This is a genomic window from Mucilaginibacter sp. OK283, from assembly GCF_900110415.1.
GTDB lineage: Bacteria > Bacteroidota > Bacteroidia > Sphingobacteriales > Sphingobacteriaceae > Mucilaginibacter.
The window spans coordinates 282,183-302,314 of record NZ_FODR01000002.1 but is presented as its reverse complement, the minus strand read 5'-3'; the positions used below and the strand labels follow the sequence as shown (position 1 = coordinate 302,314).

The 20,132-nt window shown below is 42.0% G+C and carries 21 protein-coding genes; 3 read left to right on the top strand and 18 right to left on the bottom strand.

Features of this window, described 5'->3' with window-relative positions; genetic code table 11:
* Positions 1-5 precede the first annotated feature (5 nt).
* On the bottom strand, positions 6-1,895 hold the full coding sequence (locus tag BMX56_RS06050; RefSeq protein ID WP_090642424.1) for an alpha/beta hydrolase family protein: 1,890 nt from the start codon (positions 1,893-1,895) through the stop codon (positions 6-8).
* Between the two features lie 153 nt (positions 1,896-2,048).
* Between BMX56_RS06050 and BMX56_RS06045 the strand changes: the two genes are divergently transcribed.
* From BMX56_RS06045 to BMX56_RS30070, 3 genes are all read left to right on the top strand, one after another.
* Complete coding sequence (locus BMX56_RS06045; protein ID WP_090642420.1) at positions 2,049-3,854, top strand: tetratricopeptide repeat protein; 1,806 nt, start codon at positions 2,049-2,051, stop codon at positions 3,852-3,854.
* Between the two features lie 155 nt (positions 3,855-4,009).
* On the top strand, positions 4,010-4,312 hold the full coding sequence (locus BMX56_RS06040; protein WP_090642415.1) for a DUF4286 family protein: 303 nt from the start codon (positions 4,010-4,012) through the stop codon (positions 4,310-4,312).
* 34 nt (positions 4,313-4,346) lie between these two features.
* Positions 4,347-4,511 carry a hypothetical protein gene (locus tag BMX56_RS30070; RefSeq protein WP_177183731.1) on the top strand — a complete coding sequence of 55 codons (165 nt, stop codon included), beginning with the start codon at positions 4,347-4,349 and terminating at the stop codon, positions 4,509-4,511.
* Positions 4,512-4,738: 227 nt separating this feature from the next.
* On the opposite strand, the gene BMX56_RS06035 is transcribed toward BMX56_RS30070, so the two are convergent.
* The 17 genes from BMX56_RS06035 to nrfD form a co-directional block, all read right to left on the bottom strand.
* Positions 4,739-5,545 (bottom strand): OmpA/MotB family protein, encoded by an 807-nt coding sequence (locus tag BMX56_RS06035; protein WP_090642412.1) that lies wholly within the window; start codon positions 5,543-5,545, stop codon positions 4,739-4,741.
* Between the two features lie 23 nt (positions 5,546-5,568).
* A complete protein-coding gene (locus BMX56_RS06030) occupies positions 5,569-6,231 on the bottom strand; it encodes a DUF2461 domain-containing protein (protein WP_090642408.1) in 663 nt (220 codons plus the stop codon).
* Positions 6,209-6,613 carry a DUF983 domain-containing protein gene (locus tag BMX56_RS06025; protein WP_090642405.1) on the bottom strand — a complete coding sequence of 135 codons (405 nt, stop codon included), beginning with the start codon at positions 6,611-6,613 and terminating at the stop codon, positions 6,209-6,211. The genes BMX56_RS06030 and BMX56_RS06025 overlap by 23 nt, the downstream gene beginning before the upstream one ends.
* Positions 6,614-6,776: 163 nt before the next feature.
* Positions 6,777-7,058: a hypothetical protein gene (locus BMX56_RS06020; protein WP_090642402.1), complete on the bottom strand. Its 282-nt coding sequence runs from the start codon at positions 7,056-7,058 to the stop codon at positions 6,777-6,779.
* Positions 7,059-7,893: 835 nt separating this feature from the next.
* Positions 7,894-8,469: a DUF420 domain-containing protein gene (locus tag BMX56_RS06015; RefSeq protein ID WP_090642399.1), complete on the bottom strand. Its 576-nt coding sequence runs from the start codon at positions 8,467-8,469 to the stop codon at positions 7,894-7,896.
* A gap of 5 nt (positions 8,470-8,474) precedes the next feature.
* Entirely contained in the window at positions 8,475-9,173 is a 699-nt protein-coding gene (locus BMX56_RS06010) for an SCO family protein (RefSeq protein ID WP_090642396.1), read from the bottom strand.
* Positions 9,173-9,517, bottom strand: coding sequence for a cytochrome C oxidase subunit IV family protein (locus BMX56_RS06005; protein ID WP_090642393.1), 345 nt, complete (start codon positions 9,515-9,517; stop codon positions 9,173-9,175). The genes BMX56_RS06010 and BMX56_RS06005 overlap by 1 nt, the downstream gene beginning before the upstream one ends.
* 13 nt (positions 9,518-9,530) lie before the next feature.
* Positions 9,531-10,253 carry a cytochrome c oxidase subunit 3 gene (locus BMX56_RS06000; protein ID WP_090642390.1) on the bottom strand — a complete coding sequence of 241 codons (723 nt, stop codon included), beginning with the start codon at positions 10,251-10,253 and terminating at the stop codon, positions 9,531-9,533.
* 21 nt (positions 10,254-10,274) lie between these two features.
* Positions 10,275-10,859 (bottom strand): cytochrome c oxidase subunit 3, encoded by a 585-nt coding sequence (locus BMX56_RS05995; RefSeq protein ID WP_255369781.1) that lies wholly within the window; start codon positions 10,857-10,859, stop codon positions 10,275-10,277.
* 4 nt (positions 10,860-10,863) lie between these two features.
* Complete coding sequence (gene cyoE, locus BMX56_RS05990; protein ID WP_090642388.1) at positions 10,864-11,745, bottom strand: heme o synthase; 882 nt, start codon at positions 11,743-11,745, stop codon at positions 10,864-10,866.
* A complete protein-coding gene (locus BMX56_RS05985; RefSeq protein WP_090642385.1) occupies positions 11,742-12,803 on the bottom strand; it encodes a COX15/CtaA family protein in 1,062 nt (353 codons plus the stop codon). The genes cyoE and BMX56_RS05985 overlap by 4 nt, the downstream gene beginning before the upstream one ends.
* Positions 12,804-13,103: 300 nt before the next feature.
* Positions 13,104-14,903 (bottom strand): cytochrome c oxidase subunit I, encoded by a 1,800-nt coding sequence (locus BMX56_RS05980; protein WP_090642381.1) that lies wholly within the window; start codon positions 14,901-14,903, stop codon positions 13,104-13,106.
* Between the two features lie 122 nt (positions 14,904-15,025).
* On the bottom strand, positions 15,026-16,219 hold the full coding sequence (locus tag BMX56_RS05975) for a cytochrome c oxidase subunit II (protein ID WP_090642379.1): 1,194 nt from the start codon (positions 16,217-16,219) through the stop codon (positions 15,026-15,028).
* A gap of 47 nt (positions 16,220-16,266) precedes the next feature.
* Positions 16,267-17,529 carry a quinol:cytochrome C oxidoreductase gene (locus BMX56_RS05970; RefSeq protein WP_090642376.1) on the bottom strand — a complete coding sequence of 421 codons (1,263 nt, stop codon included), beginning with the start codon at positions 17,527-17,529 and terminating at the stop codon, positions 16,267-16,269.
* 13 nt (positions 17,530-17,542) lie between these two features.
* Positions 17,543-18,118 carry a c-type cytochrome gene (locus BMX56_RS05965; RefSeq protein ID WP_337993752.1) on the bottom strand — a complete coding sequence of 192 codons (576 nt, stop codon included), beginning with the start codon at positions 18,116-18,118 and terminating at the stop codon, positions 17,543-17,545.
* Positions 18,111-18,647, bottom strand: coding sequence for a DUF3341 domain-containing protein (locus BMX56_RS05960; RefSeq protein WP_090642371.1), 537 nt, complete (start codon positions 18,645-18,647; stop codon positions 18,111-18,113). The genes BMX56_RS05965 and BMX56_RS05960 overlap by 8 nt, the downstream gene beginning before the upstream one ends.
* A 2-nt stretch (positions 18,648-18,649) precedes the next feature.
* Positions 18,650-20,122, bottom strand: a complete 1,473-nt coding sequence (nrfD, locus tag BMX56_RS05955) for an NrfD/PsrC family molybdoenzyme membrane anchor subunit (RefSeq protein ID WP_090642368.1) — start codon at positions 20,120-20,122, stop codon at positions 18,650-18,652.
* Between the last annotated feature and the right edge of the window lie 10 nt (positions 20,123-20,132).

Below are 20,132 nucleotides of genomic sequence, written 5' to 3'. Positions count from 1 at the left end.
AACCGTTATGGTTTAACCCTCATATTGTAATCCAGGAATTTTTCTATCTCGGTATACATTTCAAAGCGATTGCGCTCACTCCTGAAAAAAGCGCGTTCATTGGGTTTCAAAAAATATTTTACATCCACATCATGCTTGCGTAATTCGTGCACAAATTGGTTCAGTTCGCTAATATTGGCGCGCTGATCTTTGGCGCCCTGGAAAATAATTAAAGGCACCTTTATTTTATCGGTATGAAACACCGGCGATATAGCCCTTAACCTATCGGCATCTGTTTCGGGGTTGCCAACCATTTCATAAGTCATTTTTAAATAAGGTTTAAAAAACGGCGGGGCATCTTTGATATAGGTAAAAAAGTTAATGAGTCCGTATTGTATAACGGCGCAATTATATAAGTCGGGATGAAAAGACACGCCGTACAATGCAGAGAACCCACCAAAACGGCCGCCAAAAATGGCGATTTTTTTGGGGTTAGCTATTTTTTTATCTATCAGCCAATGTACGCCATCGGTTATATCATCCTGAATTTTACCCCCAACCTGTTTGTAGCCCGCACTTCTGAAAGCTTTGCCATAACCGGTTGATCCACGATAATTCATCTGGAAAACAGCATAGCCCCTGTTGGCCAAAAATTGCACCTGCTCGTCGTACCCCCAGGTATCGCGGGCCCAGGGGCCGTCATGCGGCATTACTACCACAGGTAAATTAGTTTTTTTATTACCCAAAGGCATGGTCAAATAGCCATTGATGGTCAGCCCATCGCGGGATTTGTAGGCTACCGGCTGCATCACGCATAATTCTGTAGGTACGAGCGATGGATTAGTATCGCCCAGTTTAATTAGTTTACAGGTGCTGGCCTCATACAGGTAGTAAGTGCCGGGACTGCGGTCGGTATAGGTATACAATATAAACTTATTTTCCGAACTGTCCCGGTCAACCACTCTTACCTCATTACCTTTCAGCAACTCCTCCAACTTTCTATAAAGACGTTGTATATCAGGCGATAAAAAATATTTTCGTGGCTTGGCCTCATCCCAGCTTACAAACTCAAGCCGGTGTTTATTTTTATAATATTCAACATACATTAAATCGGCATTGCTGTTACTAAAAATGGTACGTTCTTCTTTCCCGTTTTCAGCATTAATTTCAACCAGCGCCATTTTATCGCGGTTTACGTTTGATAAAGCGTAAAAATTATTTTTCAAGCCGGCAAAAGCAATGGGTCTTACCGAGTTTTTAAAATTGTTTTGAATAATGGGTTTAAAGGGCGCATTATCATCGGGCCTGTATAAAATAGTTTCGTCTACCCCGTCTGACGATTTTACCAGCCGGATTTTACCATCGGCATCCGGGAACCATTCGGTTATATTGCCCGGGTTTATGAGATATGGCGATAGCTCCCCGGTTTTGATATTCAGACGATAGATATCAAAATTGGCCGGATCGCGCTTGTTCATCCTGATGGTGATGATGTTTGGCTGCTGCTTGTTACGGTTAACCAGGTTTACCTTTACTTTTTCGAGTGAGAGGATCGTACGTAGCTGGTGCGTTGATATATCAAGCGCATACATTTTAAACCCATCGTTTGCCACAATATCCTGGTTAAAAACAAGTTGGTTATTATAGGTCCAAAAGTACCAGCCGCTTACGGGATAATCATCAAATGATGTTTCCATATGTTCGGTACCATCGGCCAACGATTGTGTGAATAGGTTTTGTTTATCCTTGTATGGTTTCAGGTATGCTATATACTTACCGTCGGGAGATATTTTAAAAAAGGTTTTCTCAGGGGTTTTAAAAAAATCGGCAAGGGGGATTTGCTTTATATGTTCTTTGCATGAGCATATAACTGTGAAAAATACAATAAAAAGAAAAATCCTCGAGCGCCCAAACATATTTGCTTATGCCATTTTTATTAATCAGGTCAAATTAGATAAAATTAGTTAACGTTATCAACATGTCACTACAATTTTACCCGGTGTTATCTTTATACGGATATTAACTAAAAATGGCTGCGGCATTCGTATTAATTACCTATTTTTGATTAGATGAGGGTTTTATTTACAACTATTATTTTTTTTTTGCTGGGCACTGTTACACTGTTTGCACAGGATAACGAACTCCAGCTGGCCATGCAATATAATGCCAATGGCGAAACTCAAAAAGCGCTTGAAATTTACGAAAAACTATATAAGCAAAACAACGAAACCTATTATTCTTACTACGTAAACACCCTGTTAAACCTCAAAAAATTTGATGAGGCCGAAAATATTACCAAAAAACTGCAGCGTAAACACCCCGGCATAAACCAATACCAGATTATGCTGGGCACCATTTACACCCAGCAGGGTAAGCTTGATAAAGCAAACACCATATATGATTACCTGCTGAAAAACCTGCCTGCCGATCAAATGGAGATTGCCAGCCTGGCCAACCAATTTTACCAGAATGCGAATATTGATTATGCCATAAAAATATTTATTCAGGGCCGTAAACTACTTAAAAACGATGAAGCTTTTACTTACGAACTCATCAACCTCTATCGTTTTAAACGCGATAAGGTTTCACTTACCGATGAGTATCTTAATTTTTTGCCGGCAAACCCAAGCTTCATTACCCAGGCCGAAAGCAATTTTGCCATAGTATTTGAAGGCGCAGCCGATTATGACCTGCTTAAGGCAGCATTGCTAAGGCGTATTCAAAAAGACCCGCAGCAAACCATCTATGTTGAGTTGCTTACCTGGCAGTATATGCAGCAAAAAGAGTACGACCTGGCGCTTAACCAGGCCCTGGCACTCAGCCGCAGGCAAAATGACGATGGCAACAACATTTATGAGTTGTGCCGTACCCTTACCGCCAGCGAGGCTTATGACGCCGCCATTCGTGGTTACGAGTATATTATTGCCAAGGGTGCAGGCAATCCTTTATATATCCCGGCTAAGATCGAACTCATCAACACCAAAAATTTAAAGGTTACTACCGGCAAATACCTGCCTGCCGATTTGCTGGGGCTTGAACAGGATTACATAGCCCTGCTTACCGAATTTGGGCGCAACAACAATACCGTTTTTGCCATGCAAAAGCTGGCCAATTTGCAGGCTTTTAAACTCCACAAGCTTAATGATGCTCAAAAATTATTGGAGAGCGCCATCGCAATCCCCAATATCCGCACCGAGCTGCTGGCAAGCTGTAAACTCGATTTGGGCGATGTGTATATGCTGAATAATCTGCCATGGGAAGCCACCCTGACATATAGCCAGGTTGAAAAAGGTTTTGAGAATACCAACATCGCCCAGGATGCCAAATTTCGGAATGCAAAAATGGCCTATTATACCGGCGATTTTACCTGGGCCAAAGGACAGCTGGATGTTTTGAAAGCGGCTACATCACAATTGATAGCAAATGACGCCCTCAACCTGTTACTGCTAATTAATGATAACACCGCGGCCGATAGCGCCGGCGCTGCGTTAAAAATATATGCCCGGGCCGACCTACAGATTTTTGCCGAACAACCCGAAAAGGCTTTAATGACCTTAGATAGTATCGACAAAAAATTCCCGGGCAATAGCCTTAGCGATGATATATTAATGGCCAAATCGCGCATTTTCATTCAGCAGAAAAACTATAACGACGCGGTACCTCTGCTCAAAAAAATCTTCAACGATCACCCTACCGAGCTTTGGGCTGATGACGCCGTTTTTATGCTGGGCGATATTTACGAAAACCACCTTGACGATAAAACAAGTGCCAAAGCATGGTACCAAAAAATAATCACCGATTATCCCGGCAGTCTCTGGATCAACGAAGCCCGCAAACGGTTCAGGTTGCTTAGGGGCGATAAAGCCGACTCGTAGTTGGTGAGTGGTTGATTGAATTGAATGGGTTAAGAAAGCATCTAATAAGTTTTTTAAATGTATAACCCAATTCAGTCAATAACCAGTTAACTTAATCAACTAAATCAACCACTCACCTAATCAACTCAATCAACCTAATTAACTAACTTTGCCCCATGATTGTATACAACGATACTATAATACTTGACGAAGCCATCCATAACGAATGGCTTCATTATATGAAAACCATTCACATCCCGGCTGTAATGGCTACCGGGCATTTTAGCTCGCACCGCATTTTAAGGGTTATCGATTCTCCAAACGAAGGGGTTACCTACTGCATCCAGTACAATGCCGATAGCATTGATCAGTTTCAGCAGTATTATATGAACCACCTGCACAAGTTACAGGCTATCCATCAGCAAATGTTTGATGAAAAGTTTGTGATTTTTAATACCCTGATGGAAGAGATGGAGTAGGTTTCTATTCGACGTTAATTAAGAAAGCCTAGTCATGAATGCAAACGCTTTTTCAACAGCCGGAAAACCTGATTGGTTTGATGAATTAAACTACGATCAAAAATCAGATATATTGGAAGGTATAACTCAGGCCGACCTTGGCAAAATTATTCCGCATGATGAAGTTGTAAAACTATTTGCAAACTATGGGTTGGAATAGTTTTACAACTTCAAGACATTACGGCGTTGCCTGCGGCCGTGCTATCCGCTCATACCTCACAAGCTTATTCGCATGGCCGGTATCCGCTGCACTAACGCAAACTACGGGTTGATCATTTGTTTGAGATAGTTCAGCTGAAAGCTGAAACCATAATCGCCGCGGGTTGAAAACCCGCGGTGGCAGCAGCAAATAACAAAAAAGCTCCCAGGATTCGGGAGCTTTTGTCTTTATTTACTTATCAGGTTATAAAGTTCATCCAGTTTCGGAGTGAGCACAATTTCAATCCTACGGTTTTTGGTGCGGGCTTCGTCGGTATTGGCTGTATCAATAGGTTGAAATTCTCCCTTACCTGTAGCGGTGAGTCGGTGCGGGTCGACCATCTCAACCTCGGTAAGGTAACGGGTTACTGATGTGGCACGCAGTACGCTCAAATCCCAGTTATCTTTTATCTGGCCAAGATTTTTCACTTTTTTATCGTCGGTATGGCCTTCAACAGCCATGTTTATGTCTGGTTCTTTATTCAGTACCGCAGCCAGTTGTTTTAGGGCTTCTTTTCCTTTGTCATCAATAATGATACTCCCCGACGGAAACAACAATTTATCTGTAAGCGATACATATACTTTGCCGTTACGAATATCCACCGTTAAGCCGCTTTGCTGAAAGCCCAGTAATGCTTTTTGCAATTTATTTTTTAGCGCATTGGTAGCCTCATCGCGCTTTTTCAGAATTTCTTCTACCTCTTTTAACCGTGCCTCACGCTTTTGCAGGTCAACAGCCAGTTGGTTTGCTTTGGTTGATGTAACATCCAGGTTGTTATTTAAGGCGTTGTTATTGTCGCGTAAATCGTTAATCTGGCGGTGCAGGCGCGCGGTATCGTTTTGCAGGCGCGAAAGTTCTTCTTCCAGGTTACCGGTACGGGTATTCAATGAATCGCGCTGCGCGACTAACGACCTATACTCTTTTGGCGATAATATTTTACATGAGTTAAGGGCCACACAAAAAATAGCGACTAATAAAAGATATTTGATTTTCATAAAACAGATATTAAATGGATATACTATGCAAGCGCATTTTTCAGAAAAACATTCAACGGGTATATTTTGCTGCAAATATCAGCTACCAGTTGCACGGCTCCCCCTGCAGTTATTTCCTCGTCGGATATTTTGTGCCAGGCAACAAAGCTTTTCAGTTTTAGCAGGTCGATATTTTCATTTTCGGCACCATATTCACGAGGAACAGACTTTAGCTGTTCTTGTTTTCGGAAGTCGCCAAACAGCTTCACAAACTCCTTATCGTCAATAATATTCTTCAACTCCGAAGCATTATAATCAATTTCCTGGCGGATAACTTTCAGATGGGGCGCCTCGGGCATCCAGTAACCACCGCCTATAAAAGAATTGCCCGGCTGAATTTGCAAATAAAACTCCACCGTGCCTCCTCTTGAACCGCCGGACGGAATGCTTACCCCGAAATTATTTTTATATGGTGTTTTGTTTTTGCTGAAACGGATATCGCGGTAAATGCGCATCACGCGTTTTTTGGCGTCGATGGTTTCATCAATGGCCGGGTCAATCTTTTGCAATTTGGCAAGCAGCTGGCCGGTAAAATCAATCACGTTTTCACGCGCGGCATCGTAGCGTTCTTTATTGGTCGTAAACCACTCGCGGTTATTGTTATCGGCCAGATCTTTTAAAAAATCAAGACTTTCCTGGTAAATCATCGGTATCTAAATAAGCCTGGTAATGTATCTTTGGCGATAGCCAATACAACAACAGTACCCGCGAATATCTGAAATTTATAGGTGCCAGTAAAATACAGCCGGCTATTAATACACCAAGATATAACCAGGGTGAATCGGAATTGTGCGTAACTAAATAAGTGAGCCAGGCAAGGCCCAGGGCCTCCAGCACATTAAGCGCGTAACTAACATACATAGCCGCGTAAAAATAGCCGGGCTCAATTTCAAAGTACAGGTTACAATGCGGGCAGTTTAAATTTATTTTGTTGGCAAAACTATAGGGCCCACCCTGGAACATATCGCCCCTGCGGCAACGCGGACATTTACAGTTGAGCATAGCCCATGATTTTGGCGTTTCGGGCATAGTGGGTAATGGGGAAAATGTTAACGTAAAGCCTTCTTTATTTCGATTACTATCCTAACATATTTCTCCGTCATTGCAAGGCACGAAGCAATCCCCGATAGGCATGGTGATGTGCATGTAGGGGATTGCTTCGTACCTCGCAATGACGATCTTTCTCTGTATGTTAGTTAAGATTAAGCGTCTCGTGCCTCATATCGTTAAGGTTAACGTTTTTGCGGCGATATTTTTTATACCAGATATAACCGCCAACAGCAACCACAAAATAAGGAGCACCAAGCAAAAACAAAATGCCCTTATTAAGGCCTTTAGCCGCGTTACCGCCGCTTTTGGTGTTAGTTTCTACAGTTGCAGCACATTGCGCGCACTGGGCCTTTACAGGCTGCCTTACGCCTACCATTAAGCCAAGGGCTATTACGAAAAGAATAATTTTTGAAACCCGTTTCATGAAGGCAAATTTAAGTAATAAATTGGGATAAATGGTATTGGCTATTACGCCTAAAAAATTGCTTACGACTTTCTAATTTTAAAACTCCGTCGGCTCCGGGATTAATAACCAAACTTATCAAGTAGTTACATCAAATGGCTATGAATTGAATACAGGTTGTTTTTACAAATTTTCGGTACTATGCATAACCAACAAAGTGTGTGTACCGGCAGGAATGAGACAGTGTGAAACACCCTGGTACGCCCTGAAACACCCTGGTACACCCTGAAACACCCTGGTACGGGGTGGCACACTTGCCTGTTTATATAGGGAGCATGCTAAAAGCAGTAAGCATAAGGTTTCGACGTTTATTTTTTGTTCGATAAGAGCAACGCACCTGAACAAAAAATAAATAAATCTTTCTATTCGAACAGATGCAGCGGGGGATTGATGCGAATACCAGCCTGAATTGTTGAATTAAGAAAAACAGGAGGCCAAATAATATCGAAAACTGAATTTCGAATGCGCAACGCCGAAGTGTTTACTTCATTATCCGATATTGGACATTCTGTGTCCGATATTAAATCGACTTTAATTACATTGGGATACCTGCTAAAGAGCGTAAGACTGCTGGTGAGCATAAAGATATATTCTGAACCGGAATTACTCATAGAATTAAAGAATTTCCAGAATTTTTAAAATTCGTGTAATTAAGTTGATTCCATTCCCGTTCAGACAAACGCGATAGGGATGGAAATGGATACCGGCCGCGAGCGCAACGCCTGCGGGCGTATGAATGCACAGCCCGGGCCAAAGGCATCGCCCCAATAAGCATGCCGGGCTATATACCTACCTGTTAAAAATTATAATAAGGCTTTATCATCAAATAAACAATTACCCCGGTAATGGTTACAAACAGCCATATCGGGAACGTCCAGCGTACCAGTTTACGGTGTTTTTCAACCTGCATTTGCAGGCCGCGGTAAAAGCTTAATAATATTAGCGGCAATACACCTGCCGCCAGTATGATGTGTGGCGTTAAAATAGAAAGGTACAAAGTACGCATTCCACCAGCCTGCGCTCGTTCCGAATCGGACAGGATGCCGTCGAAATTGGCATCGCCATACAAGGTATCATGGCGCATAAGGTAATGAAACAGGATATAGGATACCAGGAATGTTGATGACAAACAAAACGTAAGGATATTAAGCCGCTTATGCACCGTGATATTGCCCTGCTTAATAAAGTATAAGGATAGCAATAAAAGCACCGTACAGGCGCCATTTAGCACCGCGTTAAGCATAGGCAGGTATGGCGTAAATGCCGGCGCAACCGCGGGGCCCGGAATTAGGTGCCTGTTTAATACTACAACAACCGCTATTACAAATATGGTAACGGCTGCAACAAAACGGAGTATAAATTTATCGGTCATATTTGTTAATATAAGGCTTTATCAACTTTTCGCAGTTCTTCGGCTATCAGCACTTTTATCTCGTCGTTAAGGCGGTTTACATCATTGGTATTAGCGCCCGAGTAATAACCGCGGATGTGCTTATCCTGGTCAATCAGTATCAGCTTATCGCTGTATATAAAATCGTCTTTGCCTGTTTGTACCGCATCAACCAAAAAGCCTTTGCGGGCCAGGTTATATACCGATGTGGTATCGCCGGTTAAAAACACCCAGCGGTTTGATTCGGGCTTAAAGCTTTGCAGGTATTTTTTTAAAACATCAGGTGTATCCCGGTCGGGGTCAACCGTGATGGATGTAAAATACACCATTTTGTTTTTCCAGTAGGTACCTACCAGGTAACTTAAGTTATTATTGATTGTACTGCAAACGGTGGGGCAATGGGTATAAAAAAAACTTGCTACAAAAATCTTTCCCTTAAGATTAGCTTCTGTAAAAGGTTTACCATCCTGATCGGTAAGTTTAAATGACGGCAGCTGGTAGTAATTGGTATCAGGAATATCCTTACCGTGAAACCTGTGGGTGGTTTTGGCAACCTCTTTAGGGCCAAAATGAGCAAGCGGTTTATACCTGTTTTTGCCTTTAGCGGTTAGTAAATAATACAAAAATCCTGGTACTGCTAATATGAGCACCAGGACTGTAATTTTTTTCCAGATGGCAGCTTTCATTACCCCCGAAGATCGATCCAGTGGTGGCTTTCGTTAGTAAGTACCAGGATTAAACCGATTATAAATAAAATTGGGACAATAATTGCCAAAGCCAAACCAAGCTTCTCGAACTTTAAGTGCATAAAGTAAGCTACGATGTAAAATGCTTTAAACAGCGTTAATACGATGTATACAGGATTAGCAAAGTGTATTGGAAGAATACCTTTTGGCACCATATACAATGCAATAATGAATTCAATCGCTGTAATAATCGACAAGATACCAGCTACTTTTAGTATCCTTCCCTTGGTCATTGATTGATGATCGCCACCTTCGTGGTGAACTTCGTGTGATTCTGTTGACATATATGTAATATTTTTAAACTAAGTAAAAGAAGGTAAACACAAATACCCAAACAAGGTCTACAAAGTGCCAGTAAAGGCCAACCTTCTCAATCATTAAGTAGCTACCTCTTTTTTCGTAGGTGCCTAACAACACGTTAACAGTGATAATGATATTGATGATAACACCCGTAAATACGTGGAAACCGTGGAAACCGGTGATGGTGAAAAACAGGTTGGCAAATTCCTGCGCGGTCATATGCCTTGCAGCTTCGGTACCTCCTGCATTAAAAAATTCACTTAAAGCTTCTTTGCCCGGAGTGCTACCCCACCAAAAACCTTCGTGATGTAAGTGAGCCCACTCTAATGCCTGACAACCCAGGAACATGAAACCAAAAACAATAGTTAAAATCATCCACCCTACAACTTCTTTTTTAGCGTTACGATGACCTGCCTCAACTGCCAATACCATCGTTACAGAGCTAACGATCAATATAAAAGTCATGATACCCACGAAAACCAACGGAGCACCGTGATCGATAAGACCTGGAACCGATTGGAAAACTTTATCTGCAGCCGGCCAAACACTTGCGCTAAAACGCAGCGAGCCGTAAGAAATTAGTAATGACGAAAAGGTAAATGCATCCGAAAGGAGAAAAAACCACATCATAATTTTTCCGTACTCAACATTGAAGGGAGACCTCCCTCCAGACCACGGAGTTGTTTTTACTTCATCAATTTGTGATACTGTTGTACTCATTTGTACTTAAATAATGGTGTGTTAATTTTGGTTCAAAAGTAAAAAAACATACAGATAAATCCATATAATTCCGAGAAAATGCCAAAAAATAGAAGTCATTTGCATTTTATACAGGTTACGTACCTGCGGAATGTTCTTATATGCCCCTGTAAGTGTGCTCAATAACAATAATATTGCTGCAAATATGTGAGCCAGGTGCGCGCCCGCAAACACATAAACAAACGAACGTGATGCATTATCGTTTACAAAGTAAACCTGCATTTTGTAGGTAAGTATATACATGGCGTAAATTTGCATGGCAAAAAAGGCAATACCCAATGCCAGTGTAAGCCATAAATAGGTACGCTGCTTTGCAATTTGCAGGTTTTTTGCGGCCTTTGATGCTAAAAACAAGGTACCGCTGCTTAGTACTATAATTACAGTACTATAAAGAAACGCGGCCGGCATAATTACATTGAGCCCATGCCCCTTGCCGCCGCTATAAACAATAAACCCGCTGGTTAAGGCCGCAAAAAACATACACGATGTGAATATAAAAATCCACATATTGAATTTCTTGGGTTCCAGATCAAGCCTGTCGGGATTTTTTTGAATCGAAGCCATCATACTTTCACTTTCCTATAAAATCAAATAAAAACATTAATTGCACTATGGGCAAATACATAAACGACCCAAACATTAATTTACGGGCCGCTTCAATTTGCTGTGTACGCAACAGGTTATAAGCCTGGTATAAAAAAACAATACTGCATACTAATGATACCGCGCCAACATAGTAACCGCCGTAGTGGTAAATGGTTGGCAATAAACTTACCGGTACCAATATCAGTGTAAATATAAAGGTAATTACCGCACTTCCTAAATTGCGGCTGCCTGTAGGCAACAGCCTGAAACCGGCCAATTTATAATCATCATCCAACACCCAGGCAATAGCCCAAAAGTGCGGAAACTGCCACACAAACTGAATGGCAAATAATATTAGCGCTATTTCGTCAATGCGCCCGTGTTGTTGCGCGGCTACATATCCAATAAGCGCGGGCAACGCGCCGGGAATGGCCCCAACAAATACCGCTATCGGCGATTTACGTTTTAGTGGTGTGTAAGCAAAAGCATATAACAGTATCGAAAACACCGATAGCAAGCCTGTAAGCAGGTTAAGGCTGCCTAATAAATAGGTACCGGCCATACCCATACCCAGGCTCAAAACAAGCGCCTGTCCGTTAGTCATTTTACCTGATGGTAATGGCCGGTCCATAGTACGTTTCATTAGCTTATCCAGGTCTTTTTCAATCATCTCGTTAAAGCCATTGGCTGCTGATGTAACCAAAAAACCACCCACAATCAGTTTTACCCAGTTTAACCAGTTAATGCCACTTACCCAATGTGCATGGTTATTAGCCATACTGCCTATCAAAAAAGATATCGAGGCAGAAAGGGTAACCATAAAGGTGAGCCTCAATTTTATAAATTTTGAATAATCACTCCATTTCATTTGCTTACCCCCCTTACGTTAACCGATTGATGTAAATTCAACAGCAAATAAAACTGCGCCCCAAATATTAAACTTGCCAATAAAATATGTGCTGCCTGGGCTACCGGCGGCAAAGCCGAATACGAAAGCAGGATGCCGGTAACAATCTGCAGCATGATCATTAAAAAATTAAAGCTCATTAACTGCTGATGAATTGAATGCCGGTTAAACTTTTTACGGATCAACGCATAAAGCACCACATTTATCACAAATATCAAAATAGACATATCGCGGTGATGCGTGAAAATTTCGCCAGCGCCCTTTATCCAGTTACTGCGGTAACCACCCTGAAAATGAGCCGCAACCGCATCTATCTTCTCCCGTACCTCGGTGCCAAATGTTATTTGCAATACGCTTAGCACCAATGCAGCCAATGTTACAATGTATATAACCGGGCTTGTATTTAATTTACCATTGCCATAAACCCGGGCCAAATGGTAAGTGTAAATGCATATGGCAAGTATGGCCAGGGCCAATAACATATGTACCGTAACTATCCAGGCCACCAGGTTGGTTGATACAACGATAGACCCAAGCCAGGCCTGGAAAACTACCAGGATCAAATTAAATATGCTTAATATGGTAATCTTCTTATCGATTTTCCAATAGCCAAACGAATAAACGGCCGATAGCAACAAAAATATCCCCGATATCGCACCGATTAAACGGTTTACATATTCTGTCCAGGTTTTGCCGGCATTAAACTCTTCGGGAACCAGGATTGACCTGTCTTCACGAATCCTGCGGGCCAACTCACTATAACCAAATACATCCAATGTTTTGGCAAAACGCTGATTTTTGGCCAGCCGCTTTTCAACATAGGTTTGCTTGTAATCTTTGGGCAAATCGGCGCTGCTTGTTGGCGGTATATAACGGCCAAAGCATTTAGGCCAATCGGGGCATCCCATTCCCGATCCTGAACTACGTACAACACCGCCCGCAAGTATCAAAACAAAAAGTAGAACGATTGTTATGAGGCCTGTTTTTTGAAAACGTTTGTTGGGTACGGCTGTGTTCATTTAAAATATCTTCTAAAAATTTAGGGGAACCTTTCTATTTGAAAATTTGACGATTTGAAAATTTGAAGATGCTATATTTTCCAAATCTTCAAATTCAGTACGGCGCCCTAAAAACCAGATAGGTATTAATACTGTACACGCATTATTTTAAAATTTGAGAAAACAATATTTTCAAACTCCCAAATTCAATACATCCCCTGTATATTTGAAAATTTGAGAATTTGAAGATGCAATATTTTCAAATTCTCAAATTTTCAAATCCTCAAATTCAGTACGGTACCCTAAAAGATCAGATCAGTATTAAGATTCTTTTGGTGTTTCGCTGTCGTTTGCTTTCAGCTTGTCGTTAAACTTATTCAACTCGTCCATACCGGCAGGGTTATCTTCAAAATCATGGGGCAAGTTCGAACTCATGGTTTGCGAGAAAGGTACTGTTTGAGGTATAAAGTCTTCTTCAGCGCCCGGTTTGCTGTAATCATATGGCCAACGGTAAACAGTAGGGATTTCGCCAGGCCAGTTGCCATGAATATGCTCCACTGGCGCTGTCCACTCCAGGGTGTTTGACTGCCATGGGTTTTGCGTAGTTTTTTTACCTGCAAATATCGATACGATAAAGTTATATATGAAAGCCACCTGCGCCAAAGCTGCCATGATAGCCGCCCATGTAATAAACGTGTTTATTGTTAACCATTTTTGCATCGAGGCAAACTCGGTGAACGCATAGTAACGACGAGGTACGCCATCCAGACCCATAAAGTGCATCGGGAAGAATACCAGGTAAGCGCCAATAAATGTTAACCAGAAGTGCAGGTAACCTAACTTTTCGTCCATCAGTTTACCAAACATTTTAGGGAACCAGTGATAAACACCGGCCAGCATACCGAATATAGCTGCCGAACCCATTACCAGGTGGAAGTGGGCTACAACAAAGTAGGTATCGTGCAGATTGATATCCAGGGCAGCGTTACCCAGGAAGATACCGGTTAAACCACCAGAGATAAAGAATGATACCATCCCGATAGCGAACAACATGGCAGGCGTAAACCTGATGTTACCGCGCCATAGTGTAGCCAGCCAGTTAAAGGTTTTTACTGCAGATGGCACCGCGATAATCAATGTAGTGATCATGAACACACCACCAAGGAATGGGTTCATCCCGGTTACAAACATGTGGTGACCCCATACAATGAACGACAACACAGTGATACCTATCAGCGAGTAAACCATCGCGTGGTAACCAAAAATTGGCTTACGTGAGTTTACCGACATAACCTCAGATGAGATACCCATTGCAGGCATAATAACGATATATACTTCAGGGTGACCCAGGAACCAGAATAAATGCTGGAAAAGGATTGGGCTACCACCTTCATAAGGTTGTTGCACACCATTCAATACAATGTCAGATAAATAAAAGCTGGTACCAAAGCTACGGTCAAATATCAGCAGCACCACACCTGCAACAAGTACAGGGAATGCAAGGATACCTAAAATAGCGGTAAGGAATAAAGCCCAGATAGTCAAAGGCATTTTCCAAAGGTCCATACCTTTTGTACGCATGTTTAATACAGTACTTACGTAGTTGATACCACCCATTAATGATGATGCAACAAACAAAACCATACTAATTAACCATAGTGTCATACCTTCACCTGAGCCTGGCATAGCTTTAGGCAAAGCAGATAACGGCGGGTAAATTGTCCAGCCACCGCTTGCAGGGCCGCTTTGAACAAAAAATGACGATAACATAATCACACTGGCCATAAAGAAGAACCAATACGATAGCATGTTCATGAATGGCGAAGCCATATCACGTGCACCAATCTGCAAGGGGATCAATAAGTTGGCAAAAGTACCGCTTAAGCCGGCAGTTAATACAAAGAATACCATGATGGTACCGTGAATGGTAACCAGCGACAGGTAAAACTCCGTACTGATACGGCCGTTAGGGGCAAAGTGGCCCAGTAATGTAGTTAATAAAGGGAATGTTTTATCTGGATAAGCCAGTTGGATCCTGAAAAGGATGGATAAAATCATTGCGATAACCGCCATAGTAATACCTGTAATAAGGAATTGCTTGGCGATCATTTTGTGATCCATGCTAAATATGTATTTAGACACGAAAGTTTCGTTATGGTGATGTTCGTGACCGTGCTCGTCGTGGTGTGCTACTACGTGATCGTGAACTGCTACTGTTGACATAATCGCTCTTTTATCTTATATTAATTATTTAACGCTAACCTGTTTTGTGACACTGCTTTTTGCGGTTCCGCATCAGCGAAATGCAACTCCTTTTTCAACCCATCAGTCAAATAAGGTTTTTGGTGCGACAACCATTCCAGGTACTCGGCTTCAGAAACTACACGTACAACCTTTTGCATGTTGTAGTGACCACCACCACAAATTTTATTACAGTATACAATATATTCAAACTTAGGGTCATCAAGTCTGTGACGCATATCTGCAGTAGTAATGGTCGGCGTAAACTTAAAGTAGGTTGGCAATCCCGGTACCGCGTTCAACTGCACCCTGAAGTGTGGCATATAAACACTATGGATTACATCCTGTGCCTGTATATTCAATTTGATCGACCTGTTTACCGGCAGATACATAGTATCGGCAGATAAATCGTCGAAGCTGCTTTTCTTGGTGAAATCGACACCCAGTTTATTTGCCGCGGTTGTCAGCTTAAAACTTTTTGGTCCCAGCTTACCGTCCTTACCTGGGTAACGTAGTTCCCATGCAAATTGATGGCCGGTGATATCAATGTTTATAGATTTTACTTCGCCTACGGCATCGGTATCGTCCATAATTTTTTGCCAGGTAAAGAAACCAAACACCACCAGGATAGTAAGTACTATAGCAGGTATAATTGTCCACACCTTTTCAATAGTATTGTTGTGGGGCAAAAAGTGTGCACGGCGTTTGTCTGAATGACGGTATTGAAACAGGAAGCCAAACAGCAATATCTGGGTGATAAAGAAAACGATCATGGTTAAAATAGTAGTAACCGTGAACATCTCATCAATCTTCACACCGTGTATTGAAGCGGCCTCGGGCAATGTCATGCTGCCTTGAACAGTAAACGACCAATAAGCGCCATATAAACCTGCTATCAGGAATATAAGGCAAATAGCGCCCATTACATTGTTCCACTTTAAACCTTTTTTACCTTGAATTTTAAGGGTAAGGTCGTAAATCTTTAAAATTTTACCTATTACAGCTACACCAAGGCATATCAGAAAAAATATCAGCACATAATAGGCAACGCCCGTCCAGTCAACCTGGTTGGCATCTTCGCCCGTACCGGCTGCGACAGCCGGAGTTTGCGCCATCAGCAGGTTTGTGCCAAAAAGCATAAACGCCGCAAAAAACGATAGTATGGTTTTAGAATTTATTAATTTTTTGAATGCCATTTTAATGTTTGTTTGGTATTCTGTATTTAATGCAAAAATAACAATTATTATATGTGATGATGAAGACTCTCCTGCAGGAAAGGGTGTTTCTTAGGTATTATTGATTTGAACTTGCTCAAAGCGTTCATCGTCAAAAATATAAACAAACCTATAAAGCCTATAGCAACACCCACCTCAATCCAGAGTATCTCTGTATACCAGTGTGCTGTTGGGCCTACCGTACCAGGCATTACCATCTGGAAATAATCTAACCAGTGACCGATGATCAGAATAAAGCAGGTAACTTTTAACACACTGGTAGTACGTTTTGAATCACGTGCCATGATAATCAACAATGGCGCTAAAAAGTTAATTACAATATTTAACCAGAACCATGGTTTAAATTCGGGCTCCCATCTGCGTATAAAGTAAACTGTTTCTTCAGGGATGTTGGCATAATAGATAAGTAAGAACTGTGCAAACCATACATAGGTCCAGAAGATAGAGAAACCAAACATCAGCTGGCCCAGGTTATGCAAATGATCCTGGGTAATCCACTGCATGTAACCACTTTGCCTTAAATAAATAATTGTTAAGGTAATGATGGCTAAACAGCTAACCCACATGGCAGCAAAGTTGTACCAGCCAAACATGGTTGAGAACCAGTGCGCCTCCAAAGACATGATAACATCAAATGCAAATATTGGCGTTGTGAAACCGAATATTACAAGGAATAAGCATGACATTGCAAAACTCTTTTTATAGTAGAACATACCACCTAGTTCGTCTTCGCCTTCAGAGTATTTTACCAGCATCTGGCCGAAAATAGTGTAGCTACCTAAAAACACAAATAACCTTGCAAAAAAGAACCCTTTGTTTAAAAAGACATGTTTCCCGGCTATGATAGGGTCGAAATTGGCATTGCCTTTAACTTCGACACCGGCAATAGCCCATAATTTATATAAATAAGGGGCAACTACCTGTTTGCCTTCAATTTCGGTAGTGTGGGTTATAAATAAACCCGCTGCTATAACGCCTACCAATATAGTGGCGGCAATTGGTAATGTTTTAGCAAATGCCTGCGGAACGCGAAGCAGTGATGCCGACCAGCCTGCCTGGGCCACATATTGCAACGCGCAGAAAAATACACCGGCCATACAAACGCAGGCAAAGTAATACCCCATTAGCAATAAGTTTGCAAAGGTACGTTCACCATCTGTTAAAAATCCGGCAATTATGGTTACAACCCCCACTGCTATCGCAGCAAGGCTCAATGTCTTTACCTTACCGGTAAACACAAATTGCTCGTCGAAACTATTATGAGTGCTCATTAAATATTATTTCTTATAAAGTTTGTAAATGGTGAACATACATGATCACTTTCCAGCGTTCTTCGGGGTTTAACTGAGAAGCATAGGAGCCCATCGCGTTTACACCGTAAGTAATGGTATGATAAATTTTACCGTCAGTTAAATCTTTCATAGCGCCACCGCGTGATGATTGCCCTTTTGAATATGATGGCGGCGGCGGGTAACCATGCGCAACCACTAAACCATCACCCTGGCCGGTTACACCGTGACAAGGCGAACAAAAATGGGTGAACAGTAATTTACCTTCTGTATAATTTGCCTGGGTTTGCGCAATTACAGTTTTAACTTCAACGCTCGCCAGTTCGTAACCTTCTTTGGTGTTAGGATAATCAAACTTAGTAAAACCTACCGGGATTGTTCCGGCTGGCGGTACTTGTGCAGTTTTACCATCTTTAAATTGACTGTTCTTTTGATCAGGATCGTAAGCAGTATGCTCATACATGTTAGGCGCATATTCCCAACCTGTACTCCTTTTATCTTTACATGATGTTATAACTATCGAAGCAGCGATAATCATAACCAATGTTCCTATTATTTTAATCTTATTCATAGCTAACATATTTTCTGTCGTTATGCTTAACTTCTACAGCTCCTGCTTCTTTTAATATACTATCAATATCTGCGTGTGGCGTATTACCTTTTGCATCAATGGCGATAACAAATTTATCATTGGTAGCACGCAGGTCCATCACCCTTGGCGCACGGCCGGGGAAAAGGTGCGTGGCAAAAAAGAAAGTAAATGTCATACCAAAGGCAGTCCACAATACCGTCCATTCAAAGGTTACCGGTACAAAATCGGGTATGGCGAAAAAGTTTTTGCCACCGATGTTGATTGGCCAATCGTGTACAAGCATGTAATAAACCATGCTGAACATGATGGTACCGCCTAAACAGCCAAACATGAAAGCTGCATAACCCAGGCGCGAATCCTTTATGCCTAATTTAGCATCGATACCGTGAATAGGGCATGGCGAATAAACATCGTAAATAGGGACACTATTTTTTTGTAATTTGTCGATACCGTGCATCAGATCATCGGGATCATCAAAAATTCCTAATATATATTTGGTGCTACTCATTTTTATACTTTTTCGTATGAAGACTGTTCAACACTATCAAACTTACCTAATGAATTGATGTAGAACTCAGCCTCGGCAGGTTCAACATGGCCGTTTTTAAGTAATTTTCTCTTAGCTTGCTCACTTGAGCTTTTCAGGATCAGTTTTACCTCGGCCATAGCCACTGAAGGCAGCACCCTTACAAACAAAAGGAACATGGTAAAGAATAAACCGATAGAGCCAATAAAGATGCTCACATCAACCCAGGTTGGATAAAACATAGCCCAGCTTGAAGGGATATAGTCACGGTGAAGCGAGGTTACGATAATTACGAAACGCTCAAACCACATACCGATGTTTACTACTATTGACAGTGTCCAGGACAAAGGAATATTGGTACGGATTTTTTTGAACCAGAACAACTGCGGCGTAATTACGTTACAAGTCATCATGCTCCAGTATGCCCACCAGTACGGACCCGAGATACGGTTCATGAAAGCGTATTGCTCGTACTCGGCCTGAGAGTAAAATGCGATGAAAAGCTCGGTTAAGTAAGCTACACCCACTATTGAACCGGTTAAAAGGATGATTTTATTCATCGATTCGATGTGGAACATGGTGATGTAGTTTTCTAACCCTAATACTTTACGCGCTACTAATAACAGCGTTTGTACCATGGCGAAACCCGAGAAGATAGCACCCGCAACGAAGTATGGAGGGAAGATGGTAGTGTGCCATCCTGGTTCCAGTGATGTTGCAAAGTCCATTGATACAATGGTGTGTACCGATAGTACGAGTGGTGTTGAGATACCGGCCAGGATTAATGACACGGTCTCGAAACGTTGCCAGGTTTTAACTGAACCTGTCCAGCCAAATGACATTACAGAATATATACGACGACGTAAACCTGTTGCACGGTCACGGATGGTAGCAATGTCAGGCAATAAACCTGTATACCAGAATACCAATGAAACCGAGAAGTAAGTTGATATCGCGAATACGTCCCAGATAAGCGGAGAGTTCCAGTTTACCCATAATGAGCCGTATTGATTTGGCAATGGCAATGAATAAACAGCCATCCATGGGCGGCCCATGTGCGCGCCGATATAGGTGGCGGCGCAAATTACCGCGAAGATGGTCATCGCCTCGGCCGAGCGGTTGATAGAGTTACGCCAGTTTTGACGGAACAACAGCAACACTGCCGAGATAAGTGTACCGGCGTGACCAATACCTACCCACCATACGAAGCCGGTAATATCCCAGGCCCATCCAACTGTTTTGTTTAAGCCCCAGGCACCAATTCCAAACCAGAATGTGTAGCTAATGGCAACCACCCAAAGGAGGGCGCCCAATGATGCCACGCTAAAACCGATCCACCAGGCCTTACCCGGCATATTTTCTACGGGGCGCAACACATCGTCAGTAATCTGACCGTAGGTGATGTTTTCACCCGTAATTAACGGTTCCCTTATTATTGATTCACTATGAGATGACATATATTTTGTT